This is a genomic window from Bradyrhizobium sp. 613_E4_N2_2, from assembly GCF_052075995.1.
Taxonomy (GTDB): Bacteria; Pseudomonadota; Alphaproteobacteria; order Rhizobiales; family Xanthobacteraceae; genus Bradyrhizobium; species Bradyrhizobium barranii.
This window is the reverse complement of sequence record NZ_CP197234.1, coordinates 8,490,757-8,515,841: the sequence shown is the minus strand read 5'-3', so window position 1 is coordinate 8,515,841 and position 25,085 is coordinate 8,490,757. Positions and strand designations below refer to the sequence as shown.

General features: G+C 65.6%; 23 protein-coding genes and 1 other RNA gene. 10 read left to right on the top strand and 14 right to left on the bottom strand.

Features of this window, described 5'->3' with window-relative positions:
• The first annotated feature begins 81 nt into the window (after positions 1-81).
• The 3 genes from hrpB (at position 82) to AB7290_RS40480 (ending at position 5,040) form a co-directional block, all read left to right on the top strand.
• A complete protein-coding gene (hrpB, locus tag AB7290_RS40490; RefSeq protein ID WP_085398212.1) occupies positions 82-2,559 on the top strand; it encodes an ATP-dependent helicase HrpB in 2,478 nt (825 codons plus the stop codon).
• Positions 2,560-2,818: 259 nt separating this feature from the next.
• Positions 2,819-3,331 carry a TIGR02281 family clan AA aspartic protease gene (locus tag AB7290_RS40485; protein ID WP_085398211.1) on the top strand — a complete coding sequence of 171 codons (513 nt, stop codon included), beginning with the start codon at positions 2,819-2,821 and terminating at the stop codon, positions 3,329-3,331.
• Between the two features lie 209 nt (positions 3,332-3,540).
• Positions 3,541-5,040: a phosphomannomutase/phosphoglucomutase gene (locus tag AB7290_RS40480; RefSeq protein WP_085398210.1), complete on the top strand. Its 1,500-nt coding sequence runs from the start codon at positions 3,541-3,543 to the stop codon at positions 5,038-5,040.
• Positions 5,041-5,100: 60 nt separating this feature from the next.
• Here the strand turns inward: AB7290_RS40480 and AB7290_RS40475 are convergent, their stop codons facing one another.
• From AB7290_RS40475 to AB7290_RS40420, 12 genes are all read right to left on the bottom strand, one after another.
• Complete coding sequence (locus AB7290_RS40475; protein WP_085398134.1) at positions 5,101-6,276, bottom strand: IS481 family transposase; 1,176 nt, start codon at positions 6,274-6,276, stop codon at positions 5,101-5,103.
• 215 nt (positions 6,277-6,491) lie between these two features.
• The gene (locus tag AB7290_RS40470) at positions 6,492-7,001 is read right to left on the bottom strand and encodes an Lrp/AsnC family transcriptional regulator (protein WP_014491365.1); all 510 of its coding nucleotides are present in this window, start codon (positions 6,999-7,001) and stop codon (positions 6,492-6,494) included.
• Positions 7,002-7,098: 97 nt separating this feature from the next.
• Positions 7,099-8,022 (bottom strand): sugar kinase, encoded by a 924-nt coding sequence (locus AB7290_RS40465; RefSeq protein ID WP_085398525.1) that lies wholly within the window; start codon positions 8,020-8,022, stop codon positions 7,099-7,101.
• Between the two features lie 13 nt (positions 8,023-8,035).
• Entirely contained in the window at positions 8,036-8,980 is a 945-nt protein-coding gene (nudC, locus tag AB7290_RS40460) for an NAD(+) diphosphatase (protein ID WP_085398524.1), read from the bottom strand.
• Between the two features lie 9 nt (positions 8,981-8,989).
• Positions 8,990-9,409: an HIT domain-containing protein gene (locus AB7290_RS40455; RefSeq protein ID WP_085398523.1), complete on the bottom strand. Its 420-nt coding sequence runs from the start codon at positions 9,407-9,409 to the stop codon at positions 8,990-8,992.
• 254 nt (positions 9,410-9,663) lie between these two features.
• A complete protein-coding gene (locus AB7290_RS40450) occupies positions 9,664-10,791 on the bottom strand; it encodes a muconate cycloisomerase family protein (protein WP_085398522.1) in 1,128 nt (375 codons plus the stop codon).
• Positions 10,788-11,543, bottom strand: coding sequence for an SDR family NAD(P)-dependent oxidoreductase (locus tag AB7290_RS40445; protein WP_085398521.1), 756 nt, complete (start codon positions 11,541-11,543; stop codon positions 10,788-10,790). Before AB7290_RS40445 ends, AB7290_RS40450 begins: the two co-directional genes overlap by 4 nt.
• Positions 11,543-12,349, bottom strand: a complete 807-nt coding sequence (locus AB7290_RS40440) for an amino acid ABC transporter ATP-binding protein (protein WP_085398520.1) — start codon at positions 12,347-12,349, stop codon at positions 11,543-11,545. The genes AB7290_RS40445 and AB7290_RS40440 overlap by 1 nt, the downstream gene beginning before the upstream one ends.
• Positions 12,346-13,008 (bottom strand): amino acid ABC transporter permease, encoded by a 663-nt coding sequence (locus AB7290_RS40435; RefSeq protein ID WP_008131668.1) that lies wholly within the window; start codon positions 13,006-13,008, stop codon positions 12,346-12,348. The genes AB7290_RS40440 and AB7290_RS40435 overlap by 4 nt, the downstream gene beginning before the upstream one ends.
• 188 nt (positions 13,009-13,196) lie before the next feature.
• Entirely contained in the window at positions 13,197-14,045 is an 849-nt protein-coding gene (locus AB7290_RS40430) for a transporter substrate-binding domain-containing protein (RefSeq protein WP_085398526.1), read from the bottom strand.
• 428 nt (positions 14,046-14,473) lie between these two features.
• A complete protein-coding gene (locus AB7290_RS40425; RefSeq protein WP_354080258.1) occupies positions 14,474-15,955 on the bottom strand; it encodes a catalase in 1,482 nt (493 codons plus the stop codon).
• A gap of 115 nt (positions 15,956-16,070) precedes the next feature.
• A complete protein-coding gene (locus tag AB7290_RS40420; protein WP_085398518.1) occupies positions 16,071-16,712 on the bottom strand; it encodes an HD domain-containing protein in 642 nt (213 codons plus the stop codon).
• A 104-nt stretch (positions 16,713-16,816) separates the two neighbouring features.
• Between AB7290_RS40420 and AB7290_RS40415 the strand changes: the two genes are divergently transcribed.
• The 6 genes from AB7290_RS40415 (at position 16,817) to AB7290_RS40390 (ending at position 21,465) form a co-directional block, all read left to right on the top strand.
• The gene (locus AB7290_RS40415) at positions 16,817-17,797 is read left to right on the top strand and encodes a GlxA family transcriptional regulator (protein ID WP_085398517.1); all 981 of its coding nucleotides are present in this window, start codon (positions 16,817-16,819) and stop codon (positions 17,795-17,797) included.
• A 127-nt stretch (positions 17,798-17,924) separates the two neighbouring features.
• An RNA gene (gene ffs, locus AB7290_RS40410) (signal recognition particle sRNA small type) lies at positions 17,925-18,021 on the top strand.
• Between the two features lie 94 nt (positions 18,022-18,115).
• Entirely contained in the window at positions 18,116-19,954 is a 1,839-nt protein-coding gene (locus tag AB7290_RS40405) for a DNA polymerase III subunit gamma/tau (RefSeq protein WP_085398516.1), read from the top strand.
• A gap of 122 nt (positions 19,955-20,076) precedes the next feature.
• Positions 20,077-20,397: a YbaB/EbfC family nucleoid-associated protein gene (locus tag AB7290_RS40400; protein ID WP_085398515.1), complete on the top strand. Its 321-nt coding sequence runs from the start codon at positions 20,077-20,079 to the stop codon at positions 20,395-20,397.
• A 1-nt stretch (position 20,398) separates the two neighbouring features.
• Positions 20,399-21,001, top strand: coding sequence for a recombination mediator RecR (gene recR, locus AB7290_RS40395; RefSeq protein WP_063979823.1), 603 nt, complete (start codon positions 20,399-20,401; stop codon positions 20,999-21,001).
• Between the two features lie 26 nt (positions 21,002-21,027).
• Positions 21,028-21,465, top strand: coding sequence for a hypothetical protein (locus tag AB7290_RS40390; RefSeq protein ID WP_085398514.1), 438 nt, complete (start codon positions 21,028-21,030; stop codon positions 21,463-21,465).
• 142 nt (positions 21,466-21,607) lie between these two features.
• Here the strand turns inward: AB7290_RS40390 and AB7290_RS40385 are convergent, their stop codons facing one another.
• Positions 21,608-22,972: an AmpG family muropeptide MFS transporter gene (locus AB7290_RS40385; RefSeq protein ID WP_085398513.1), complete on the bottom strand. Its 1,365-nt coding sequence runs from the start codon at positions 22,970-22,972 to the stop codon at positions 21,608-21,610.
• An 83-nt stretch (positions 22,973-23,055) separates the two neighbouring features.
• Positions 23,056-24,255, bottom strand: coding sequence for a DNA recombination protein RmuC (locus tag AB7290_RS40380; protein ID WP_085398512.1), 1,200 nt, complete (start codon positions 24,253-24,255; stop codon positions 23,056-23,058).
• 171 nt (positions 24,256-24,426) lie between these two features.
• Here AB7290_RS40380 and def point away from each other — a divergent pair, with 171 nt between their 5' ends.
• Positions 24,427-24,951 carry a peptide deformylase gene (gene def / locus AB7290_RS40375; protein ID WP_063979819.1) on the top strand — a complete coding sequence of 175 codons (525 nt, stop codon included), beginning with the start codon at positions 24,427-24,429 and terminating at the stop codon, positions 24,949-24,951.
• The last annotated feature ends 134 nt before the right edge of the window (positions 24,952-25,085 follow it).

Here is a 25,085-nt window from a genome sequence, read left to right as displayed (position 1 = left end):
CTTGTCCCGGCCATCCACGTCTGTTTCTAGTCGAAGACGTGGATGCCCGGCACAAGGCCGGGCATGACGAATGGATAGGCCTTGCCCCGCAGCTTCGACACGCCCCTCCCGATCGACGCCGTGCTCGACGACCTCTCGCGCACGCTGGAGGTGCATAACGCCGCTGTGCTGGTGGCGCCGCCCGGCGCAGGCAAGACCACGCGGGTGCCGCTGGCGCTGCTGGATGCGCCCTGGGCCGCGGGCAAGAAGATCATCGTGCTGGAGCCGCGGCGTATCGCTGCCCGGGCGAGTGCCGAGCGCATGGCCAAGTCGCTTGGCGAGCGCGCCGGCGAAACCGTCGGCTACCGCGTCCGCTTCGGCTCGAAGATCTCGCGCGCGACGCGCATCGAGGTGGTGACCGAGGGGATCTTCACCCGCCAGATCCTCGACGATCCCGAGCTCTCCGGCATCGCGGCCGTCCTGTTCGACGAATTCCACGAGCGCTCGCTCGATGCCGACATGGGCCTCGCGCTGGCGCGCGACGCGCAAACCGGCCTGCGCGAGGATCTGCGCATCCTCGTGATGTCGGCAACGCTCGACGGCGCGCGCGTGGCAAAGCTGCTCGGGGAAGCGCCCGTTGTCGAGAGCGAGGGCCGCGCCTTTCCGGTCGAGACGCGCTATCTCGGCCGCAAGGCGGATGCGCCGGTCGAGCGGCAGATGGCGGATGCGATCGCGTCCGCGCTGCGCGCCGACAGCGGTTCGGTGCTGGCGTTCCTGCCCGGCGCCGCCGAAATCCGCCGCACCCAGAATTTCCTCAGCGAGCGCGTCCAGGATGCCAGCATCGAGATCGTGCCGTTGTTCGGCGCGCTCGACGCTGCCGTGCAGGACCGCGCGATCGCGCCCGCGCCGAAGGGCACGCGCAAGGTGGTGCTGGCGACCTCGATCGCGGAGACCTCGCTCACCATCGAGGGCGTGCGCATCGTGGTCGATTCCGGTCTCGCCCGCGTGCCGCGCTACGAGCCCGACATCGGGCTGACCCGGCTCGAGACCGTGCGCGCTGCGCGTGCGGCGGTGGACCAGCGCCGCGGCCGCGCCGGCCGCACCGAGCCCGGCGTCTGCTACCGGCTCTGGGATGAGCCGCAGACGGCCTCGCTTGCGCCCTACACCCAGCCGGAAATCCTCAGCGCCGACCTCTCCTCGCTGGTGCTCGACCTCGCGCAATGGGGCGTCGCCGATCCTTCGGCGTTGTCATTCCTCGATCCGCCGCCGCTGCCCGCCTGGAAAGAGGCGAAAAGCCTTCTCTCCGAGCTCAACGCGCTTGATGGCGACGGCCGCATCACCGCCGAAGGCAAAAGCCTGCGCGCGCTGGCGCTGCCGCCGCGGCTGGCGCGCATGATCGTGGATTCGCATCGCGTGGGCAGCGGCGAAGCCGCCGCCGAGATCGCGGCCATCATCACCGAGCGCGGGCTCGGCGGCGACAGCGTCGATCTCGAGTACCGGCGCGACCAGTTCCGCCGCGATCGCTCGCCGCGCGCCGCGAGCGCGCGCGATCTCGCGCGGCGCTGGGCTTCGCAGGTGGCGGCGTCGGAGAAGGCCGCAACCGGACAGGACGATCTCTCGACCGGCCTGATGCTCGCCTACGCCTTCCCGGACCGTGTCGCGCGCAACCGCGGCAATGGCACCTTCGTGCTCGCCAATGGTCGCGGCGCCGCGGTGGAGCAGACCTCGTCGCTCGCCCGCGCGCCCTACATCGCGATCGGCGAGATGACGGGCACGGCGGCGAGCGGCCGCGTTCTGCTGGCAGCGCCGATCGGCGAGGACGACATCGAGCGGCATTTCGCCGAGCATATCGAGACCGTCGACGAGATCTCCTTCGATCGTGGCGCGATGGCGCTGCGCGCGCGGCGCAAGCGCGCGCTGCATGCGATCACACTGTCGGAGGCAACACTCGCGGTGTCGCCTTCGGAGGACACCGCGCGCATCTTAGCAGATGGGCTGATTGCCGCAGGTCTCGACCGGTTGCCCTGGTCGAAGGCCGCAAAGCAGTGGCGCGACCGCGTGATGTTTCTGCGCAAGGCCGAGGGCGACAGCTGGCCCGATTTGTCCGACGACGGACTGATCGCGCGGCGCGACGACTGGCTGGTGCCGGCGCTCTACGACAAGATCGCACTCAAAGACATCTCGGCCGGCGATCTGTCCGACGCGCTGATGGCGCTGCTGCCCTGGGAGATGCGCGCAAGGCTCGATCGCGAGGCGCCGACGCATTTCGAGGCGCCGACCGGCAGCGTGCTCGCGATCGACTACGAGGCCGAGCAGGGGCCGACTATCGCGGTGCGGCTCCAGGAATTGTTCGGGCTCAACACCCATCCGTCGATCGCCGCCGGCAAGGTGCCGCTGGTGCTGGAATTGCTGTCGCCGGCGCAGCGCCCTGTGCAGGTGACGCGCGACCTCCCCGGTTTCTGGCGCGGCAGCTACGCCGCGGTACGCTCCGACCTGCGCGGCCGCTACCCGCGCCATCCCTGGCCGGAGGATCCGGCGAGCGCGCTGCCGACCCGGCGGGTCAAGCCGCGCGGGACGTGAACCGCAAGTAGACCCTCATGGTGAGGAGCGCGGAACGCGCGTCTCGAACCATGCAGGCCCAACTTTCGCCCGCGGCCATCCTTCGAGACGCCCGCCGTTGGCGGGCTCCTCAGGATGAGGATCTGTCGTACTGGCGACACTGCGCCATTAACCCTCCGCTCATCCTTTTCGTCAAAATAGCGGCGCTCTGACCGCAGCGTCGCTCGCGGCCAGACGTGTCGCGTGGTGAAATCGAGCTTTCCGGCTCGGAAGTGGTGTGATGCGTAACATAATGATCCTCGCGGCCATCATGATCGGCCTCGGCACGTTCATGGCGCAGATGGCGGACAGGATGAGTTCCGCCTCCGCGACGTCAGCGCCGCGCACGACGATCACGGTTGCTGCGACGGCGCCGGCCGGTGGGCGCAGCCTCGCCATCTCCCGCGATGGCCGTGGCCATTTTCAGGCCGAAGGCCGCATCGACGGCCAACGGATCGGCTTCATGATCGACACCGGCGCCTCCGTGGTCGCGCTGAACGAGAGCTCGGCCGCCCGCTTTGGCCTCCGTCCCTCGCGCGGCGAGTACAACGCCACCGTCTCGACCGCCAACGGCACCATCAAGGCGGCGCGCACGCGCATCGCCATGCTCGAGGTCGGCGGCCTCGTCGTGCGCGACGTCGACGCCATGGTGCTGCCGGACGAGGCTCTGTCGGAGAACCTGCTCGGCCTCTCCTTCCTGTCCCGCCTCAAGCGCTTCGAATACGCCAACGGCCAGATGGTGCTGGAGCAGTAAGCCGCCTCAAAGGCGCTCACCGCGCCGACGAACGGTCGTTCGCACGGATTTTTTCAGGACGGCATTGGCGGAAGTCTCGCGCCGGGCCGCGTTTTCCCGTTACCAAACTGCCGCAATTATAAGCCATAAGCTGCCATTCCCGCCTTCCGCTGCGGCCCGGCATTCGCTAAGGCTGCATCAATTCCCGCCATTTTCACGAGACCGTCTCAATGTTCCCCAAGCCGAAATCCGTCTTGTTGCCCAACACCTATGCCTTCGAATCCGAGCCGATGGTGAAGGCCACGGGTTTTCGCGAATACGACGCGCGCTGGTTGTTCCAGAAGGAAATCAACCTGATGGGAATCCAGGCGCTCGGCATGGGGCTGGGCGCGCTGATTGCGGAGCTCGGCGTCAAGCAGGAGATCGTCACCGGCCATGATTTCCGCGGCTATTCGGCCTCGATCAAATATGCGCTGATTTCCGGCCTGATGGCTGCGGGCTGCAAGGTGCACGATATCGGGCTCGCGGTGACGCCGATGGCCTATTTCGCGCAGTTCGATCTCGACGTGCCCTGCTGCGCCATGGTCACGGCCTCGCACAACGACAACGGCTGGACCGGCGTGAAGATGGGCGCCAACCGCCCGCTGACCTTCGGCCCCGACGAGATGACGCGGCTGAAGGAGATCGTGCTCAACGCCGAATTCAAGAACAAGGCCGGCGGCTCCTACCAGTTCCACGAGAATTATCCGGCGCGCTATATCGCCGATCTCACCGGCCGTCCGAAGCTGACCCGCAAGCTCAAGGTCGTCGCCGCCTGCGGCAACGGCACTGCCGGCGCGTTCGCGCCGCAGGTGCTGGAGGCGATCGGCTGCGAGGTGATCCCGCTCGACACCGAGCTCGACCACACCTTCCCGAAATACAATCCGAATCCGGAAGACATGGAAATGCTGCACGCGATCCGCGACGCGGTGCTGCATCACAAGGCCGATGTCGGTCTCGGCTTCGACGGTGACGGCGATCGCTGCGGCGTCGTCGACAACACCGGCGAGGAAATCTTTGCCGACAAGGTCGGCGTGATGCTCGCCCGCGACATGTCGGCGATCCACAAGGATGCGCATTTCATCGTCGACGTGAAGTCGACCGGTCTGTTTGTCACCGATCCCGTGCTGCAGAAGCAGGGCGCCAAGGTCGCCTATTGGAAGACCGGCCATTCCTACATGAAGCGCCGCACCCACGAGACGGGTGCGCTCGCGGGCTTCGAGAAGTCCGGCCACTTCTTCTTCAACAAGCCGTATGGACGCGGCTACGACGACGGCCTGGTGTCGGCACTCGCGATCTGCGACATGCTCGACCGCGCGCCGGGCAAGTCGATGGCCGATCTGAAGAACGCGCTGCCGAAAACCTGGTCGTCGCCGACCATGTCACCGCATTGCGCCGACGAGACCAAATACGGCGTCATCGACCAGGTGGTGAAGCATTTTGAAGGCTTGCAGGCCAAGGGCGCCAAGATCGGCGGCCAGGCGATCCGCGATCTCGTCACCGTCAACGGCGTACGCGTCACGGTCGAGGACGGCAGCTGGGGCCTGGTGCGCGCGTCCTCCAACAAGCCCGAGCTCGTCGTCGTGGTCGAGAGCCCGGTCTCCGAGCAGCGCATGCACGACATGTTCGAGATGGTGAACAGCGTGCTCCGCACGCATCCCGAAGTCGGCGCGTACAATCAGACGATTTGAGGGGCATCAGGGAGCACAACCCGCGCCGCAAATCTCCGCTGTCATGCCCCGGCTTGATGTTTAGCCCGGAGACATGGCTGACACCTGTTCGGACACATCACTGACAGGTTGGCCATTGGTCAAGTCGATCGATGCGACCTGCCAGCTGGCGAAGAAGATTCCGTAGTGGCCGTCACGATCCAGCGGCCGGATGGCAAGGCGTTCGCGGGCGAAGGCCTGGGGAACTTTCCAGAAGTGTCCCTTGAAGGAGATGTAGGGTCTTGTCGATGAGACCCTGCGCACGATCTCGCCGCTGTCGTATTCGACGTTCGGAACGCGGGCCGGCATGGGGCGAGCACTTGGCCGGAAGCGATCGGCAGGGACCTGCATATCGAGGCCTTGGTGAGGCCGCTCCAGATTGTAGACCGGCCGCCAGGCGTCGAAGGCGCGCTGGACTTCCGGGAGAGTTCGGAAGCGGCGCATTGCAAACACCTCGGCCTTCAGGGTGCGATGGAAGCGTTCGTTCTTGCCGCGGGCCTGTGGGTGGCATGGCCTTGCGTGCACCACCCTGACGCCAAGCTTGAGCAGCCACACCTTCAGTCCGGTCCAACGAATGCCGGACGTATCGCCCCAGGGTGAGCCATTGTCGGTGTAGAAGGCCTCCGGCAGGCCATAGCAGCGGAACGTCGTCGACAGGTGATTCTGCACGGTGAGGCGCTGCTCGTCGGCACATGCCTTCAGGCACAGCACGTAGCGCGAGTGATCGTCGACGATCGTTAGCGGATGGCACCGCGTCCCATTGGCGAGCGGCAGGTGACCCTTGAAGTCCATCTGCCACAGCAGGTTGGGAGCTTCCTTCTCGAACCGGTGGCCCGGATTGGGCGGCGCATTCTCACTCGGTTTGATCCGGTCGTTCCGACACAGGATCTGGTGCACCGTTGATGGCACAGGCACCGTCTGCCCGCCCCGCTTCAGGCAATGGGCAATCTTCCGTGCTCCCCAAGCCGGATGCTTGTCGCGTACAGCCAGGACTTCTGCCTCGACCGCAGCCTCACTCCGCTTGGGCATCGCATGCGGGCGCCGGGAACAGTCGGCCAGCTCCCGATCGCCGGCCTGCCAGCGCGCCAGCCACTTGTAGCCGACGTCAGGACTGATGTTGAACCGACGGCACAGTTCGCGCCGGTTGGCGCCCTCCTGCAAAGCCAGCCGCACAAACTCGTGGCGCTGATCCATCACTGACACCTCGCTCCAAGGCATGGACGGCCTCCCGAATCGGACCAATCCAGCCAATGTTGATGTGTCAGCTATGTCTCCGAACACCCGTCAGTGATCTGTCCGGGCTAAACACTTGACCGGGGCATCCAGTACGCCGCAGCTTCTCCGTATCCAATCGCCGCCTCTGGAATACTGGATCGCCCGGTCAAGGCCGGGCGATGACAGCTTCCTTGTGGTGAGACCTGAGAACTAAGCCTCTAAGCCGCCACCACCGCCGGGATCGGCAGCGCGGTGACCGACTTGATCTTCTCCATCGCGAAGCGCGAGGTGACGTTCTTCAGCGGCACGGCGCTGATCAGCTTCTTGTAGAACACGTCATAGGCCTGCATGTCGGCGACCACGACGCGCAGCATGTAGTCGACGTCGCCGGCCATGCGGTAAAATTCCATCACCTCGGGCATGGCACTCACGGCCTCGGCGAACTTCTTCAGCCAGGCGTCCGAATGGTCGGCGCTCTCGACTGACACGAATACGGAGATGCCGAGCCCGATCTTGTTCTGGTCGACCAGGGCGACGCGCTTCAGGATCACGCCGTCGGCCTCGAGGCGCTGGATGCGCTTCCAGCAGGGGGTCGAGGACAGCCCGACGCGGTCGCCGATCTCGGCGACGGAGAGGGACGCATCCTCCTGGAGCACCATCAGAATCTTGCGGTCGATGGCATCGAGGCGGCGGCTGGTCTCGGGGAGTTGCACGGCGAGGTCAGTCATTTGAAGAACTTTGTTCCATTTCAGGGGCTGATTTCCCTGATATAGAGAAAATCTTTCCACGGCAAGCCTATAATCTCGGCGTAACAGTGGAACTTCTCTAGAGCCTGCCTCGTAAAAGCTCTTCAACTTCAACGCGTTGTGGGGCGGCCATGCCGCCACCGTGGCGGGTGCATTTCAGCGCTGCGGCGGCCGCGGCGAATCGCAGCGCCTCCCGCACCTCCGCGCCCTCGGCGAGGCCAAGCGTGAAGGCGCCATGGAAAACGTCGCCGGCCCCGAGCGTATCGACCGCCTGAACCGGGAAGGCCGGGGTCTCCTCCAGCTTGCCCGCCTCGTTCAGCCAGATCGTGCCGCGCGGGCCGCGCGTGGCGGCGAGAAGGGCCGGCGTCAGCCCTGCCAGGCGCTTCAATGCCTCGCCGTCATCGGCGACACCGGCCGTCTCCTGCACCTGGTCGCTGGCGAACAGCACGTGCGAGGCGGCCGTGAGCAGGCCGTCCTGCAACGACATCGCGCGATCGACGCCGACGATGACAGGAATGCCGCGCCGTCGCGCCTCGGCGCAGAGATCGATACAAAGGGCGCCGCAGCGGCTCTCGACGAGGACCGCCCGGCAATCGGCGAGCAGCGCGTCACCGTCCGGCAGCTTCACGCTCCACAGGCCGGGATCGCGATAGATCGTCAGCGTCCGCTCGCCCGAGGGCTCGATCAGGATCGCGGAGACCGGCGTGGTCAGGCCGGGCACGCGCACCACGTGCGTCGTGTCGATGCCTTCACTGGCCATCTGTTCGAGAATGAAGCCGCTCGACGCTTCCCGTGCATCGCCCATCGGTCCTGCGAAGGAGACCCGGCCACCGAGCCGCGCGATGGCGATCGCAGCATTGAGCGCGTTGCCGCCGCAGATCTCGGCGAGATGCGTGGCGTTGGCCTTGCTGCCGCGCGCGGGCACGGCCTCGACGCGAAAGGTGAGGTCGCGCACGGGAATGCCGATGCAAAGGATGTGCGGCGCGGTCCCTGATATGGCCACCGGCGGCCCCAGCTTACGCGCCGGTCTTGTCGTGCACCCAGCGGCCGAGCAGGTGGTGGGCGATCGCGAACGGATGCGGGCCGGCGAGCCCGTCCGGATGCGTCCGCGTCAGCATCAGCGCGGCCTCCTCGCGGGTGAACCAGCGCGCGTCCTCCAGCTCGGAATGATCGACGACGACGTCCTCGTTGAGCGCCCGCGCGCTGCAGCCGATCATCAGCGACGATGGATAGGGCCAGGGCTGCGTCATGTAATACTGCACGTCGGTGCAGCGGATTCCGGATTCTTCGAGGATTTCCCGGCGTACCGCGTCCTCGATGGTCTCGGCGGCCTCGACGAAGCCGGCGAGACAGGAATACATCCCCGGCGGGAACTGCTTCTGGCGGCCGAGCAGGCACTTCTCGCCGGAGGCGACCAGCATGATCACGACGGGATCGGTGCGCGGAAAGTGCTCGGCCTTGCAAGCAGGGCACTCGCGCTTCCAGCCGCCTTCCTTCATCGCGCTCCGCGTGCCGCAATTGGCGCAATAGCCGTGGCGCTGATGCCAGCTCACCATCGACTTCGCCATCGCGATCGCCGAGAGCTCGCCGGGCGGAATCGCGCCCTGCATCGCCATGCCGCGCAGCTCGGTGACGGTGTAGTCCTCGCGGCCGATCAGCTTCTCGGCCGCCGCCTGCGACATCCCCATGCCGAACACCGCGGCGCCGTCGCGCAGGCCTAAGAAGATCGTGCCGGGGTTGGCGCCGCATTTCAGCGCCTCGTCTACTCCCAGCAGCGCGCGCGCCTTGTCGCCCTCGCGCTTCACCAGCAGCGAGTCGCGGTAGACGACATAGGCGCGCGACAATGGCTTCTGCTCCATCGCGAACAGCTTTTCGTCGTCGCGGCGCAGATGCGCGGCGCGATCGAGGACGTTGGTGACGAAGGCCGGCTGTCCCAGCGGAAACGAGTCGAATGCTGACATTTCTTGTTCTCAACCCAACCAGATCTTGCGGCGAAGCGCGCTGATGAAAGTCTGCACCTCGGTGGCGTCATGCGCCAAGGGCTTCATCACGCCCCAGACCGGCCGCGGCCATGCAGCGTCGCTGGTCCGGCGTGCGATGATGTGGACGTGAAGCTGCGGCACGAGGTTGCCGAGCGCGGCGACATTGAGCTTGTCGCATTTGGTGATCTCTTTCAGCGCGCGCGAGACGCGGGAGATCTCCGTCATGAGTTGCGCCTGCTCCACCTCGTCGAGATCGATGATCTCGACCGCATCGGGTCGCCGCGGCACCAGCAGCAGCCAGGGATAATGCGCGTCCTTGATGACCAGGACCTTCGAGAGCGGCAGGTCGCCGATGTCGATGGTGTCCTCTTTCAGGCGGGAGTGCAGCGACCAGGCGGGTTCAGACATATGCGTTTCCGGATGGCCCGATGGGGGCGGGCTTGTTTGGCCGGACCATACGATACGGAGTTAGCTAGGGGAAGGTTAGGGACCGCGGGGGCGGCATGCTCCGCTGTCGTCCCGGGGCGCGCAAAGCGCGAGCCCGGGACCCATAACCACAGAGAGAAGTTTGGCGAAGATGCGTGGTGACCAGCTCGCGCGACAACCCCTCCCTGTGGTTATGGATTCCGGGCTCGCGCTACGCGCGCCCCGGAATGACGAACTCACGCCTCCGCAAGCACCCGCGCATTGGCGCGGACGGAGGCCTCGCTGACGCGGATCCCGAGGCCCGGGCCGTCGGGCACCACGACATGGCCGGCGCGGTTGGCAACGCGCTCTTCCAGCACGTCCTCGGTCAGCACGTGATGCGGCATGTAGAATTCGCAGCCGAGCGAGATGCCCGGCGTTGCCGCGATCAGCTGCGTCCCGGCGGCAAGCCCGATGCCGCCCTCCCACAGCGTGCCGCCATAGCCGGGCAGGCCGGCGATGTCGGCGATCGCCATGATCGCCTGCGCCTCGAACAGGCCGCCGGCTTTCATCAGCTTGATCGAGACGGCATCGGCGGCTTCGCGGCGCACCACCTCCATCATGTCGCGGCGGTCGAAGCAGCTTTCGTCGGCGAGAACGGGTGTTTCCAGCGCCGCGGTGAGCTGCGCCATCACGTCGAGATATTTGCGCGGCACCGGCTGCTCGATGAAGGTCGGTGCGAATTCCTCGATGTCGCGCAAAATCTTGATCGCGCCGAACGGCGCCAGCGCCTGGTTGTAATCGACGCGCAGATCGACCTTGTCGCCGAATTCCTTGCGGATCGCTTCGAGATGATCGAGATCCTCGCGATGCGGCTTCACGCCGGTCTTGACCTTGTAGATGACGTTGCCGTCCGGAACCATTTTTCGCATGCGTTCGAGATCGGCGGCGAAATCGGGATCGGCGATGGAGAAGGAGAGGGGAATCGTGTCGCGCACGCGGCCGCCGAGCAGGTCGGCGACCGACAATCCCGACGACTTGCCGACGATGTCGAGCAGCGCCATCTCGATCGCGACCTTGGCCTCGGCATGACCGACCAGCGCGCGGTCGAGCTCGGTCATCAGCGCGCGGATGCGGCGCACGGGTTTGCCGAGCACGATCGGCCGCAGATAGATGTCGAGCGCGGAGAAGGCCGCTTCCGGCGTCCCCGTGAACACTTCCCACGGTGCCGCCTCGCCCCAGCCGATCACGCCGTCGCTCGCGGTGAGCTCGATCAGCACGCGCTTCACCGTGCCCTTGACGTTGCCGACGCCTTGGAGGCGCGCCATCTTGATCGGGCTCTCGATCAGGAACAGCCTGATGCGTTCGACGGTTGCTTCGGTCATGTCAGGCCTCCATTGACGTGCCAGACCTGGCCGGTGACGTAGGACGCCTTCGGTGATGCCAGGAAGGCGATGATCTCGGCCACTTCTTCCGGCCGCCCGCGGCGGCGCATCGGGATCAGCGCCTCGGTGGTGGCGATCTGCTCGGGCGAGAGCCGGCTCTCGCTCGGCTTGTCCTTGATGATGAGGCCGGGTGACACAGCATTGACGGTGATGCCGTCTTTTGCGAGCTCGATCGCGGTGAGACGCACCAGCGCTTCGAGCGCGGAGCGGCTTGCCGCCGTTGCGGCAAAGGGTGCGAATTCCGGCCGGATCGCATGCGCGACGAAAGAGGACACCGCCACGATCCGCGTATCGCGCCCGGCACGCAGCAGCGGCAGCGCGGCGTCGACCAGCCGCGTGAACGCCAGCGCCGATTCGTCCATCGCCTGCCGGAACTGATCCGCCGGCGTGCCGATCGCGCTGCCGCGGCGGGCATGACCGCCGACCAGGATCAATCCGTCGAGCCGTCCGAAAACGCGTTGCGCGGCGGCGACGGCGTCGGTAACGGCTGCTTCCTCGGCGAGATCGCCGAGGCATTTTGCGACGGCGGCGCCTTTCGCTTCGGCTTCGGCCGCGGCGGCATCGAGACCTTCCGCGTTCGAGCGGGTGTGGAGCAGCAGCGCGGTGCCGGGGGCCGCGAGCAGTTTTGCGGTGGCGCGGCCGATGCCGCTGGCGGCACCGGTAACGAGATAGGCGCGATCGATATCAGGCATCACGGTGCTACGTTGGCCGGCGGCAACGCGCCGGTGCGGTGGAAATGGCTGAGGAAGGCGCGCGTCGCGGCTTCCTGCGGATTGTCGATCACCTGCCGCGCCGGACCTTCCTCGACCACGACGCCGTCGCGCATGAAGATGAGGCGGTCGGCGACCTCGCGGGCGAAGGCGATCTCATGGGTCACGATCACCATGGTCATGCCTTCCGAGGCCAGCCGCTGCATGACGGCGAGCACCTCGCCGACGAGCTCGGGATCGAGCGCCGAGGTGGCCTCGTCGAACAGCATCACGTCCGGCTCCATCGCGAGCGCACGTGCGATCGCGACGCGCTGCTTCTGCCCGCCGGACAGCGTCGCCGGATATTGGTCGGCCTTCTCCGCAAGGCCCACCTTGGCAAGCTGCGCGCGCGCGAGCTTCTCGGCGTCCGCCCTGGCCATGCGGCGCACCGTGACGGGCCCCTCCATGACGTTCTGAAGCGTCGTCATGTGCGGGAACAAATTGAAATGCTGGAACACCATGCCGGTGGTGGTGCGGAATTTGGCGAGTGTCTTCACGTCCGGAAGCTTGGCGCCTTCGCCGAATTGGAAGCTTGTGTCGCCGACGCGGACGCTGCCGCCGTCGGGCACGACCAGCAGATTGATGCAGCGGAGCAGTGTCGACTTGCCGGAGCCGGATGGGCCGATCAGCGCCACCACGCCCCCCTTGGCCACGTCGAGGCTGATGTTCTTCAGAACCTCGTTGCTGCCAAAGCTCTTGCGAAGGCTGCGGATCTCGATCTTCGAAGTGTTCCTGGATGGCTCGCTCATTCGCTGACCGCCAGTCGCTTCTCGCCGCGGCGGACGATGATGGTCAAGGGAATCAGGATCGCCGCATAGGCGACCGCGACCGCGGTGTAGGTCTCGAGCGGCCGGTAGCTGTCATGGGCGGCGACCTGGCTCTGGTAGACGAGGTCGGGCACGGCGAGCACCGAAACCAGCGAGGTGTTCTTGAACTGGATGATCGACTGGTTCATCAGCGCCGGGATCATGCGCTTGATCGCTTGCGGAAGCACGATGCGCCGCATGCTCTGTCCCGGCGTCATGCCGAGCGCGGCGCCGGCTTCCGACTGGCCTTTGTCGATCGAGATGATGCCGCCGCGGATGATCTCGGAATAGAACGAGCCGCCATAGAGCGAGAGTGCGAGCGCCGAGGCCGTGATCGGCGTCATCTCGACGCCGGCCAGGATCGGCAGCGCGTAATAGAACCAGATCAGCTGCACCAGGATCGGCGTGCAGCGGAACGCCTCGATGAAGGTGAGGGCGAGGAGACGCACCGCCTTGAAGCGCGACAGGCTGCCGAACGCGCCGAACAGGCCGAAGACGAGACCGAGCACGACGATGACCACGGTGAAGCCGACGGTGACGCCGAGCCCGTTGAGAAAGAGCCAGCGATAGCTCCAGAGGATGCCGAAGTCCCACTGATACATGCGTGCGTTACTTTTACCCGATGTCAGTTCAGAAACTTGTCGTCATGCCCGGGCGTAGCCGTCCGAAGGACGGCGTCGCTTCCGCTCGCCTATGTCCCGGGCATCCACGTTCTTGGTGCCGCGAGTCAGGCGTGGATGGCCGGGACAAGCCCGGCCATGACGGTGTGGATACTTCAGGCGCTCATCACCTACAGCGAAACGCCCGGCGGAATGTCCGCTTCGGTCACGCCCACCAGCTCCATGTTGGTGATGATCGCGTTGCGGATGAAGCCGAGGCCCTTGTTGAAGTCGATCCAGGTGTTGACGTAGTCGCGGAAGGTCTTGTCGTTCTCGCGGCGGAAGCCGGCGTTCGACGTGGTGGCGAAGATCGGCGTCGGCAGCACGAACTGGCCGAGCGAGGGATTCTTCTTCAACACGGTCAGCGACAGCATGGTGATCAGGCACTGCGCGTCGACGCGGCCGGTTTGCAGCGCGGCGGTGGCATCGTCGGCGGTCTTCAGTCGCGAGATCTGCGCCTTCGGCGTCAGGCGGCTGACGACCTGGTCGTGCGACGAGCCCTGGTCGACGGCGATCTTGACGTCGGGCGAGTTCAGCTCGGCCCAGCTCTTCGGCTTGAAGTCCTTCTTGCAGAGGATGCCGAAGGCGTTGTTGAAGACCGGCACCGAGAAGTCGACCACCAGCGCGCGCTTCGGGGTCGGGTTGAGGCCGAAGAAGATGTCGATCTTGTTGGACTGCAGATCGAGCACCGAATTGCCCCAGGTGGTCTCGGTGATCTCGAGCTCGGCCTCCATGTCGTCGGCGAGCGCCTTGGCGATGTCGATGTAGAAGCCCTTCCACTGGCCGCTGGCGAGGTCCTTCATGTAATAGGGCGCGCCGCCGCCGACCGCGCCGATCCGCATCTTCTTGGTGCGGCGAATGCGGGCAAAGGTCGATTCGTTGGAATCCGCTGCGGTCTGCGCCACGGCCGGTGAGGCCAGCGTGGCTGCAGCCATCGCGCCAAGTCCGACAATCGATGCGACATCACGACGTGTAACCATTTTGAGGAATCGCTTTTCTGGTTGGATGAAGGTGAGTGGTTGATCTCGCGCGAAAAATTCGCCCATCAATCGGCGTCAGCCGGCTGAAAAATGCTCAGGATCGGATTTTCGCGCACCCTTTGTTTCGGTTCCGGCAGGATTTCATAGAAAGGCGCTGCCGGGCGGGCCCTGTCAAGACTCGATTGCCTCAGGGATGTGCGGGGCCTCGAAGATAGGCAGGGAGCCCATCGGCCATGACGCTTTCCGAGGCGAACGTCCGCATCTGCACTTCGCGACGATGCGCGAGGGAAGGCCCGGCGAGCGCGTCGGCTCGAGCTATTTTCGCGAGAAAATTGAGAGGTTTCGGCGGTTCGCTTTAAAAATGCGAACGGCGCCCTGTCGGCGCCGTTCGCCGAAGACGGCGAGAGGTCGGTGCGGATCGACCGACCCTATTCCGCGGCCTTTTCCGTTCCCTTGGCACGAACGGTCGCGAGGCGCGTCAGCGCGTCGCGGACGCCCGCGCCATAGGCGGGATCGGCCTTGGTGCAATTGGCGATGTGCCGTTCCTGGATCGCGATGGCCGCCGCTCCGACGGCGCGCGCCGTGTTGTCGAACAAGGCCTGCCGCTGGGCTGCGTTCATCTTGCGAAAGAGGTCGCCGGGCTGCCGATAGTGATCGTCGTCGATGCGGTGATCCCAATGTGCGGCTGCACCATCGATCTCGAGCGGCGGCTCGTTGAGATCGGGCTGGTCCGTCCACTCGCCACGGCTGTTCGGGAAATAGGTCGGCGTCCTCCCGAGATTGCCGTCGGTCCGCATTGCGCCATCGCGATGGTAGCTGTGATACGGGCATTTCGGCGCGTTGACCGGGATCAGATGATGGTTGACGCCGAGGCGATAGCGCGCCGCGTCCCCGTAGGAGAACAGCCTCGCCTGCAGCATCTTGTCGGGCGAGAAGCCGATGCCCGGAACGACGTGGGCCGGCGAGAAGGAGGCCTGTTCGACCTCGGCGAAGACGTTTTCCGGATTGCGGTTCAGCTCGAAATAGCCGACCTCGATCAGCGGGAAGTCCGCCTTCGGCCAGATCTTGGTCAGGTCGAACGGGTTGAAGGCAAACGCCTTGGCCTGATCGTCGGTCATGATCTGCACGAACATGGTCCAGCGCGGGAAATCGCCGCATTCGATGCTCTCGAACAGGTCGCGCTGGTGAGTCTCGCGGTCCTTGCCGATGAGGGCTTCGGCCTCGGCGTCGGTCAGGTTTTCGATGCCCTGCTGCGTCCGGAAGTGAAACTTCACCCAGGTCCGCTCATTGGCGGCATTGATGAAGCTGTAGGTATGGCTGCCAAAGCCATGCATGTGCCTGAAGCTTCTGGGAAGGCCGCGCTCGCTCATCACGATGGTAACCTGGTGCAGAGCCTCCGGCAGCAACGTCCAGAAATCCCAATTGTTGTCGGCGCTGCGCATTCCGGTTCGGGGATCGCGCTTGATCGCATGATTGAGGTCGGGAAAGCGCAAGGGATCGCGGAAGAAGAACACGGGCGTGTTGTTGCCCACCATGTCCCAATTGCCTTCCTCGGTGTAGAACTTCAGCGCAAAGCCGCGGATGTCGCGTTCGGCGTCGGCTGCGCCGCGCTCGCCGGCAACGGTCGAGAACCGCGCGAACATCGGCGTCTGCTTGCCGACTTCCGAGAAGATCTTCGCCTTGGTGTATCGGGTGATGTCATTGGTCACGGTGAAGGTGCCGAAGGCGCCGGAACCCTTGGCATGCATCCGTCGCTCCGGGATCACTTCGCGATCGAAATGTGCTAGCTTCTCGATCAGCCAGACGTCTTGCAGCAGCGCGGGCCCGCGGCGGCCCGCGGTCATGATGTTGAGGTTATCGCTGACGGGCGCGCCCGTCGCATGGGTCAAACGTTTCGGCTCATCGGCCATGGGATGCTCCTGAATATGGGGTCATTGGCTATTGCTGCCCGCGTGCGAAATCTCAGGCTCGCATGGGTCCACAGCAGTCGATTTCGAGATCGCACTGTCCTTGCGCGAACGCCGGTCAACCGTGCCAATGCGAGTTGCGGATGACGCTGCAGAAATTGCCGCGATGGAAATGCGGCTCCTTGTCGGCGATGACGTCGGCCTTGACGTTGCCGAACGTCGTATCGGGCCGATGCTTGATGCCGTCGTAGAAGGCCTGGATGATGTCTTCCTTGAAGTGCGGCGTGCGCGGAAAGGCGTTCACGACCGCCTCGCGCTCCGCGTCGGAATATTCGTCGTAGGTGAGCCCGAGCACGTCCATCTCGACGCCCGCGGTCACCAGCGCGACGACGGGGTGCATGTGCTGGGGGACGCCCGGCGTGGTGTGCAGGGCGATCGCGGTCCACACCGTGTAGGCGTCGGCTTCCGAAATGCCGTGGCTGCGCAGGAAATCGCGCGCGGCATGCGCGCCGTCGACCTCGAACCGCTCGTGTTGGCTGCCATGGCCCGGCATCAGGCCGATGTCGTGAAACATGGCGCCGGCGTAGAGCAGTTCGCGGTCGAACGTCAGCCCACGGCGGACGCCGGCCATCGCGCCGAACTGGTAGACGCGGCTGGAATGGTTGAAGAGCAGGTCCGTTTCGGTATCGCGGACGTATTCGGTGATGGCGCGCGCCAGCTTGCTGTCGGGAATGACGGCGGCCTCGGTGATTTCTGACATGAGCAGCTCCTGAAATTTTGGATCGCGTCCACTGTAAATCCGGGCTACGTTGTCTTAAATCGACGTAATACGTCAAAAACGGACAAATCCGGATCGAGGCGGACATGGGTGCAAAGCCGAAACCAAGGACGGTTGTGATCGTGGCGCTGCCAGGCGTGCAGCTGCTCGATGTCGCAGGGCCGCTCGATGTGTTCGCCGAGGCGAACGTGCAGGCCGGCTATCCCGCCTATGCCTTGTTCGTGGCGGGCGCGGAGCCAGGGCCGATCCGCAGTTCCTCAGGCGTCCAGCTGATGCCCGACCGAATCGTCGACCGCGACTTCCAGGAGCCGATCGACACCTTGCTGGTGGCGGGATGCCCGAACGCGGCCGAAGTCCCGGCGGACGGGAGCGTGATCGACTGGCTGCGGCGGCGGGCTTCGCGGACCCGCAGATTCGGCTCGGTTTGCAGCGGGGCCTTCTTCCTTGCCGCCGCCGGTCTCCTTGATGGCAGGCGGGTCACGACGCATTGGGCGGTCGCAGACATGCTGGCCAGCAAATTCCCGTCGGTCACCGTGGACAAGGATGCCATCTACGTCACCGACGGCAAGCTCCGCACGGCCGCCGGCGTGACCGCAGGGCTCGACCTCGCGCTGGCACTGGTCGAGGAAGATCTCGGGCGCGACACGGCCATGAGAGTCGCAAGCCAGCTCGTGATGTTCTTCAAGCGCCCGGGTGGGCAGATGCAGTTCACCCGCAAGGGCGAGGCTGTTCCCGCCGGCCGCGCCGCATTGCAGGAGCTGCAGCGCTGGGTCGCCGCCAATCCCGGGCTCGACCACAGCGTTGCGAGCCTGGCGACGCGCATGGAGCTCAGCCCGAGGCACTTTGCACGGCTGTTCCGCGCCGAGGTGGGCGTCACGCCTGCGACCTGGGTCGAGGAAGCCCGCGTCAATGCGGCGAGGCGGCTGCTCGAGTTTGGCAATGAAGCCCCGAAGCAGGTGGCGCTCCATTGTGGATTCGCCGATGCCGATACGCTGCGCCGCGCGTTCAATCGTCACGTCGGCGTGACGCCCGCCGAGTATCGCAAGCGGTTTGCGCGAATCACGTAGGTTCCAGCTCGCCAACACTGAGCCGGCTTCCGCGTCCAAATGGGCCGGCGGGGGCCGCCCAGCGGGGTGTGCGGGACCTACGGATACCCGCTTGCTTTCCCGACCTTTTGGCCCCAAATAGGGACCGGGAGATTGGCGGTGGACGAGCCACTCGCCAACCGGGTCAGGTCCGGAAGGAAGCAGCCCTAACGAGGTCCGGATCGGGTCGCTCGTCAGTCTCCTACCTGTTTTTCCGAGCGAATTGCGCCGGCGGGCTTCCCGTCAGCGCGCTCCTTTCCGCAAAAGCCGGGCGAAAGACATTCCATTGCGGATCGACCGATGACCGACGCTGGCGCCCCTCCCAACCCCGACAGCGCCGGCCAGGCCAGCACGCCCTACCGGGTGCTGGCGCGCAAATACCGGCCCTCCAGCTTCGACGATCTGATCGGCCAGGAGGCCGTGGTGCGCACCGTCTCGAACGCGTTCGAGACCGGGCGCATTCCGCAGGCCTGGATCCTCACCGGCGTCCGCGGCGTCGGCAAGACCACCACCGCGCGTATCCTGGCCCGTGCGCTCAACTACGAGATGCCGGACGGATCGGTGAAGGGCCCGACCATCCACATGCCGACCCTGGGCGTGCATTGCCAGGCGATCATGGAAAGCCGGCACATGGACGTGCTGGAGATGGACGCGGCCTCGCACACCGGCGTCGACGACGTCCGCCAGATCAATGACAGCGTGCGCTACGCGCCGGCCAGCGCCCGCTACAAGGTCTACATCATCGACGAAGTCCACATGCTGTCGACGGCGGCGTTCAACGCCTTCCTGAAGACGCTGGAGGAACCGCCGGAGCACGCCAAATTCGTGTTCGCGACCACCGAGATCCGCAAGGTTCCGGTCACCGTGCTGTCGCGCTGCCAGCGTTTTGACCTGCGCCGGGTCGAGGCCGACGTGCTGATGAAGCACCTCGCCAATATCGCGGCGAAGGAGAACGTCGAGATCGAGCCCGAGGCGCTTGGCATCATCGCGCGCGCCGCGGAAGGCTCGGTGCGCGACTCTCTGTCGCTGCTCGACCAGGCGATCGCGCACGCGGCAGGCACCGTGAAGGCGGATGCGGTCAGGCAGATGCTGGGCCTCGCCGACCGCACCCGCGTCATCGACCTCTTCGATTCGCTGGCGCGCGGCGACATCGCTGCCGCTTTCAAGGAGTTCCGCGACCAGTACGACGTCGGCGCCGATCCGATCGTCGTGCTGTCGGACCTTGCCGAGTTCGTCAATTTCGTCACCCGCGTGAAGATCGTGCCGGCGACCGCCGACAACGTCGCCTATGGCGAGACCGAGCGCGTGCGCGCGCGGGATTTTGCCTCGAAGATCTCGATGCGCGTGCTGTCGCGGATGTGGCAGATGCTGCTCAAGGGCATCACCGAGGTGCAGGCCGCGACGCGCCCCGCAGCGGCCGCCGAGATGGTGCTGGTGCGCATCGCCTATGTCGCCGACCTGCCGACGCCGGACGAAGCGATCAAGATGCTGGAGCAGAACGGCGGCGGCTCGCCGGTCGTGGGCGGCGGAAGTGCCGCGCGCAGCGGCGCGCCGGGTGCGCCGGTGGCCTCCGCGGCGCCGGTTGCCTCGGCCGCGCCCATGCGCGCACCGACTTCGTCACCGTCCGCGTTCGGCGGCGGCGCCGCCCGGCCGCAGATGGCGGCGCCCGCGCCGGATCCGCAAGGAGCCGCGCCCCAGCTGCGCATCACGAGCTTCACCCAGCTCGTCGCGGTCGCCGGGCAGAAGCGCGATCTCATGACCAAGGCCGCGCTCGAAGGCGACATGCGCCTCGTCCGTTTCGAGGAGGGCCGGCTGGAAGTCGCGCTCGAGCCCAACGCCTCCAAGACCATGATCTCCGAGCTTGCGCGAAAATTCGAGCTCTGGACCGGCCGGCGCTGGACCGTGATCGTCTCCAACGAGCAGGGCCAGCCGACGCTGCGCTCGGTGAACCACGCGGCGAAGCAGGAACATGCGCGCTCCGCTGAAGCCGATCCGCGCGTGCAGGAGGTGCTGTCGCGTTTTCCCGGTGCGAAGGTCGTCGAGGTCCGCAGGCTTGCCCCCGAGGCGCCGGAAACCAATATGAATGCGGACTATGGCAGTGACGATCCGCCCGATGGTTCCGACGGCGACGATCTCTAGAGCATGATCCGGACCCGAAGGGCCGCGTAGCGCAAAGTGTGAAGCGGTTTTCCGATTAGATCATGCTCAAACCAAGAGTTAAGGCGCGATGACGAGTCATCGCGCAACCAAGGACAGCACCGATGGTCGATATTTTCGGCATGATGAAGCAGGCGCAGCAGCTGCAATCCAAGATGCAGGAGATGCAGGATCAGCTCTCCAGCGTCGAGGTCGAAGGCATCTCCGGCGGCGGTCTCGTCGCCGTGCGCATGACGGCGAAGATGGACGTGAAGGGCATCAAGATCGATCCCTCGCTGATGAAGCCGGAAGAGCGCGAGGTGCTCGAGGACCTGCTCGTCACCGCCCTCGGCGATGCCCGCCGCAAGGCCGAAACGGCCGTGCAGGAGAAGATGCAGGCGCTCACGGGCGGCCTCAGCCTGCCACCGGGTATGTTCGGCCAATAAGATGGGTTCGGTTGCAGGTCCCGAAATCGAGCGGCTGGTCCAGCTCCTCGCACGGCTGCCAGGCCTTGGTCCGCGCTCGGCGCGGCGTGCGGCGCTGCATCTGATCAAGAAGCGCGAAGCGCTGATGATGCCGCTGTCTTCGGCCCTGCAGGTCGCGCTCGACAAGGTCCAGGTCTGCAAGACCTGCGGCAATATCGACACGCAAAATCCCTGCACGGTCTGTACCGATCCGAAACGCGATGATGCAATCATCGTCGTCGTCGCCGATGTCGCCGATCTCTGGGCGCTGGAACGGGCCAATGCGACCCAGGGGCGCTATCATGTGCTCGGCGCGACATTGTCGCCGCTCGACGGCGTCGGGCCGCAGGACCTCACCATCGACGCGCTGGTGGCGCGCGCGCATGCTGCCGAGGTGCACGAGATCATCCTGGCGCTGAACGCGACGGTCGACGGCCAGACCACGGCGCACTACATCACCGACCTGCTTCAGGACGCCAACGTAAAAGTAACCCGGCTGGCCCATGGTGTGCCGGTCGGTGGCGAGCTTGATTATCTCGACGAAGGTACGCTATCGGCCGCGATGCGGCAGCGGACCTTGTTCTAGCCATCCAGACTTACGGAACGGACGACATGACGAAACTTTTCGCCACACGATCGGCTTTGGTCGCGACGATGATGCTGCTGGCGACCCCGGCCATCTCCGCGCAGCAGGACGACGGGGCGCCGCCGCCGCCGAAGCCCGGCAAGCCAATCAGTGCCGGCGAGGTGCTCTCGGGCGAATTGAACGCAATGAAGGTGCGCGACATCAAGAACGCCGGCAAGCGGATTGCGATGTACCAGATCACCTCCGAGCCGCGTCGACTGCCGGCGCCGAACGGGCTGTGCAATCTCGAGACCGGTCCTGAGACGTTCCAACTCGTCACTTCCAGCGACGCGCAGGCCACGCAGCTGAAATCGTTCGTCGGCAAGGCGATCTCGGTCAAGGTCGACGAAGTCGCCTGCGCCAGCGATCCCGGCCAGATGAGCGAAGCCGTGATCACGAAGTGGAGCTTGATCAGGAAGCAGTAGGGGGCGCCGCTCCAGCCGAGCTACCGTAGGGTGGGCAAAGGCGCAAAGCGCCGTGCCCACCATTCTCCCGGCGACGATTCAGGTGGTGGGCACGCTTCGCTTTGCCCACCCTACGGCATCGCGGGCGTAGCGCGTGCCGAGTTTACACCCTCACCGGCCCCAGCGTCTCGAAATGCCCGCGCTTCTGCAGCCAGGCCAGCAGCACAAGGCTCGGGATCGCCACCAGCACGCAGATCACGAAGAACAGCGGCCAGCCGGTCGTCTCCGCGACATAGCCCGCACTCGCTGACAGATATGTGCGCCCGACCGCGGCGAGCGCGGTGAGCAGCGCATATTGCGTCGCCGTGTGCAGCGGATTCTGGCACAGCGCGGAGAGATAGGCGACGAAGATCACGGTGCCGATGGCGCTGGTAAAGTTCTCGCAGGTGATGGCAAAGGCCAGCGCCCATTGGCTGGTGCCGACGAAGGCCAGCCAGGAGAAGGAGAGATTGGCGAGCGCCTGCACCACGCCGCCGATCCAGAGGCTGGTCGCAAGCGAATAGCGCCGCGCGAGGAAGCCGCCGGCAAAGCCGCCGATCAGCGTTGCCGCGAGGCCGACGCCCTTCACGATCGCCGCGTAATCGTTGCGGGAAAAGCCGAGGTCGATCACGAACGGCGCGGTCATCGTGCCGGAGAAGGCATCGGTGAACTTGAACAGCACGACGAAGGCGAGCGCGGCGAGCGCATCCTTGCGCGACAGGAATTCCGAGAAGGCCCCGATCGCCGCGTGCAGCACGCGCGCGAACGCCGTCTCGGTTTGTGTCGCGGCTTCCGCCCGCACCGATTGCTCGGGCTCTGTCGCGGCCAGCGCGGTGATCGTGCCGATCAGCACCATCGCCGCCATCACCACGTAGCCCCACATCCAGGCCGACGCGCGCGGAATGCCGGTGCCCTCGAAGCCGGACACGATGAACAGCGCGCCCGCGGTCGAGACCAGCATGCCGATGCGATAGGCCGCGACATAGGAAGCCATTCCGGCGGCCTGCTCGCTCTCCGGCAGGCTCTCGACGCGGAACGCGTCGACCACGATGTCCTGCGTCGAGGACGTCGTCGCGACCAGCAGCGCGCCGAGCGCGACGTAGAACGGCGAGCGCGCGGGATCGGTGAGTGCCAGCAGCAGGATCGCGATGATCAGCAGCAATTGCGAGAACAGCAGCCAGCCGCGCCGCCGTCCGAACGCGCGGGTGAACAGCGGCACATGCAGCGCATCCACCAGCGGCGCCCACAGGAATTTCAGCGTGTAGGGCGTGCCGACCAGCGCAAACAGCCCGATGGTCTTGAGGTCGACCCCGGCCTCGCGCATCCACACCAGGAGCGTGGAGCCCGACAGCGCCAGCGGCAGCCCGGACGAGAAGCCGAGGAACAGTACGATCAGCACCCGCGGTTGCAGGTACACGGCCAGGCCGTCACGCCAGGAGGTGGGGGCCGTGTCGGGGCTGGCAGGGGAGGTCGCGTCGGGTGCGGTCATGGGGAGGTGTTAGCAGATTCTGGCTGCCACAAGTGAGGTGTCGTCGCCCGGTCAAGCCGGGCGACGACAGTGTGCCTCAAAACTCACTCCCCCGCCTGGAGCTTCCTCGGGAACAGCTCCGCGGCACCGGTTGCCACCAGATGCGGCCCCTCCGGCGCATCGGTCTTGCTGAAATCGAGCTCCTCGATTCTCCCTGCGCGCTTCTCGATCTTGTCGGCGGAGATCAGCACCTGCCGCACGTCCTCGTTCGCGTCGGCAAAATGCTTCTGGAGCTTCAGCACGCGGTCGCGCAGGCGGCCCAAATCGTCGCCGAGCTTGATCACCTCGGTGCGGATCTGGTCGGCGGCGTCGCGCATGCGCGCGTCTTTCATGATCTGCTGCATCACCTGGATCGCGAGCATCAGCAGCGAAGGCGACACCAGCACGACGCGGGCGCGATAGGCCTTCTGGATCACGTCGTCGAAACCGTCATGGATCTCGGCATAGACCGATTCCGACGGCACGAACATCAGTGCCATCTCCTGGGTCTCGCCGGCGACGAGATATTTGTCGGCGATGTCGCTGACATGCTTCATCACGTCGCCGCGCAGCCGCTGCGTGGCGATGCGCTTCTCCTCGTCGGTGCGCGCATCGTGCAGCGCGGTCATCGCCTCCAGCGGAAATTTTGCGTCGATGCAGAGCGGCCGCTGGTCGGGCAGGAACACCACGCAGTCCGGCCGCTTTCCCGTCGAGAGCGTGAACTGGAACTCGTAGGCGCCCTTCGGCAAGCCGTCCTGGACGATCGCCTCCATCCGCGCCTGGCCGAAGGCGCCGCGCGACTGCTTGTTGGCGAGCACGTCGCGCAAGGTCGTCACCTGCGTGGTGAGGTCGGTCAGGTTCTTGTGCGCGTTGTCGATGATGCCGAGCCGCTCGTGCAGGGCGCGCAGGCTCTCCATGGTGTTGCGCGTCGAGTGTTCCATCGACTGGCCGACCCGATGGGTCACCGAATCCAGCCGCTCGTTGACCGCGCGCGCCATGTCGGCCTGGCGGCCGGCCAGCGCCTGGGTCATGGCGTCGGCTCGGCCGGCAGCCTCGCTCTGGGCGTGCAGCACCTGGCTGAGGCGCTCCTCGAGCTCGTCCGCGCGGATGGCATTGGCCATGGCGAGTTCCGCGCCGCGCCGCCCGGATCGCGCGATCACGACCGCGATCACCACCAGCAGGATGACGACGAGGGCGCCGAAGCCGATCAGCGCATCGATGGTGCGGACCGGCCAGTCGCCAGCCAGGAAAATGATCTCGTTCATGGCGGCCCTTGTAGCCGATTCGACACTCTCCGCGAACGAATAGCGAACGCTTATGGTTAATAGCCCCCTAATTTTTATGGTTAACGAAACCTGAAGTTTTATGGTTAGCGGAGGGTTAACGGAGTTCCTCGCCGCATTGACCGCATCCGGCATGCGGCTTAAATCGCGGCCATGGCCCTCAGAGAAATCATCATCCTGCCCGACAAGCAGCTGCGTCTGGTCTCCAAGCCGATCGAGAAGGTCACGACGGAGATCCGCAAGCTTGCCGACGACATGTTCGAGACCATGTACGACGCGCCCGGCATCGGGCTCGCGGCGATCCAGATCGCGCAGCCCTTGCGGCTGATCACCATGGACCTCGCCAAGCCTGACCCGGACGGCGAGACAAAGCCGGAGCCGCGTGTCTTCATCAACCCTGAAATTATCGCCTCCTCCGAGGATCTGTCGGTCTACGAGGAAGGCTGCCTCTCGATCCCCGAATATTACGAGGAGGTCGAAAGGCCTGCGAAGGTGCGCGTGCGCTTCACCGATCTCGACGGCAAGGTGCACGAGGAGGACGCCGAAGGCCTCTACGCCACCTGCATTCAGCACGAGATCGACCATCTCAACGGCGTGCTGTTCGTCGACTATCTCTCAAAGCTCAAGCGCGACCGCGTGATCAAGAAGTTCGAGAAAGCCGCCAAGCGCGCGGAGTAAGTCATTTGTAAGCGCTGGTGCTGCCGCGAACTCCCGTGCGCTCCCTCCCCCCTTGCGGGGGAGGGCGGGGGAGAGGGGTAGCCCAGCAAAAGGCGCCCGTCGTTTGCGAATGCCAACAATAGGGCGCCCGCGCT

Bases quoted from the DNA above. Each gene is read 5' to 3' on its own strand.
- AB7290_RS40390 (WP_085398514.1), top strand. From the start codon at position 21,028: ATGACGAAACTTTTCGCCACACGATCGGCTTTGGTCGCGACGATGATG.
- AB7290_RS40440 (WP_085398520.1), bottom strand. From the start codon at position 12,349: ATGAGCGAGCCATCCAGGAACACTTCGAAGATCGAGATCCGCAGCCTT.
- AB7290_RS40470 (WP_014491365.1), bottom strand. From the start codon at position 7,001: ATGACTGACCTCGCCGTGCAACTCCCCGAGACCAGCCGCCGCCTCGAT.
- AB7290_RS40475 (WP_085398134.1), bottom strand. From the start codon at position 6,276: ATGCCTTGGAGCGAGGTGTCAGTGATGGATCAGCGCCACGAGTTTGTG.
- AB7290_RS40455 (WP_085398523.1), bottom strand. From the start codon at position 9,409: ATGTCTGAACCCGCCTGGTCGCTGCACTCCCGCCTGAAAGAGGACACC.
- AB7290_RS40425 (WP_354080258.1), bottom strand. From the start codon at position 15,955: ATGGCCGATGAGCCGAAACGTTTGACCCATGCGACGGGCGCGCCCGTC.
- nudC (WP_085398524.1), bottom strand. From the start codon at position 8,980: ATGTCAGCATTCGACTCGTTTCCGCTGGGACAGCCGGCCTTCGTCACC.
- AB7290_RS40450 (WP_085398522.1), bottom strand. From the start codon at position 10,791: ATGACCGAAGCAACCGTCGAACGCATCAGGCTGTTCCTGATCGAGAGC.
- AB7290_RS40420 (WP_085398518.1), bottom strand. From the start codon at position 16,712: ATGTCAGAAATCACCGAGGCCGCCGTCATTCCCGACAGCAAGCTGGCG.
- AB7290_RS40400 (WP_085398515.1), top strand. From the start codon at position 20,077: ATGGTCGATATTTTCGGCATGATGAAGCAGGCGCAGCAGCTGCAATCC.
- AB7290_RS40430 (WP_085398526.1), bottom strand. From the start codon at position 14,045: ATGGTTACACGTCGTGATGTCGCATCGATTGTCGGACTTGGCGCGATG.
- def (WP_063979819.1), top strand. From the start codon at position 24,427: ATGGCCCTCAGAGAAATCATCATCCTGCCCGACAAGCAGCTGCGTCTG.
- AB7290_RS40385 (WP_085398513.1), bottom strand. From the start codon at position 22,972: ATGACCGCACCCGACGCGACCTCCCCTGCCAGCCCCGACACGGCCCCC.
- AB7290_RS40435 (WP_008131668.1), bottom strand. From the start codon at position 13,008: ATGTATCAGTGGGACTTCGGCATCCTCTGGAGCTATCGCTGGCTCTTT.
- AB7290_RS40485 (WP_085398211.1), top strand. From the start codon at position 2,819: ATGCGTAACATAATGATCCTCGCGGCCATCATGATCGGCCTCGGCACG.
- AB7290_RS40445 (WP_085398521.1), bottom strand. From the start codon at position 11,543: ATGCCTGATATCGATCGCGCCTATCTCGTTACCGGTGCCGCCAGCGGC.
- AB7290_RS40380 (WP_085398512.1), bottom strand. From the start codon at position 24,255: ATGAACGAGATCATTTTCCTGGCTGGCGACTGGCCGGTCCGCACCATC.
- AB7290_RS40405 (WP_085398516.1), top strand. From the start codon at position 18,116: ATGACCGACGCTGGCGCCCCTCCCAACCCCGACAGCGCCGGCCAGGCC.
- recR (WP_063979823.1), top strand. From the start codon at position 20,399: ATGGGTTCGGTTGCAGGTCCCGAAATCGAGCGGCTGGTCCAGCTCCTC.
- AB7290_RS40480 (WP_085398210.1), top strand. From the start codon at position 3,541: ATGTTCCCCAAGCCGAAATCCGTCTTGTTGCCCAACACCTATGCCTTC.
- AB7290_RS40415 (WP_085398517.1), top strand. From the start codon at position 16,817: ATGGGTGCAAAGCCGAAACCAAGGACGGTTGTGATCGTGGCGCTGCCA.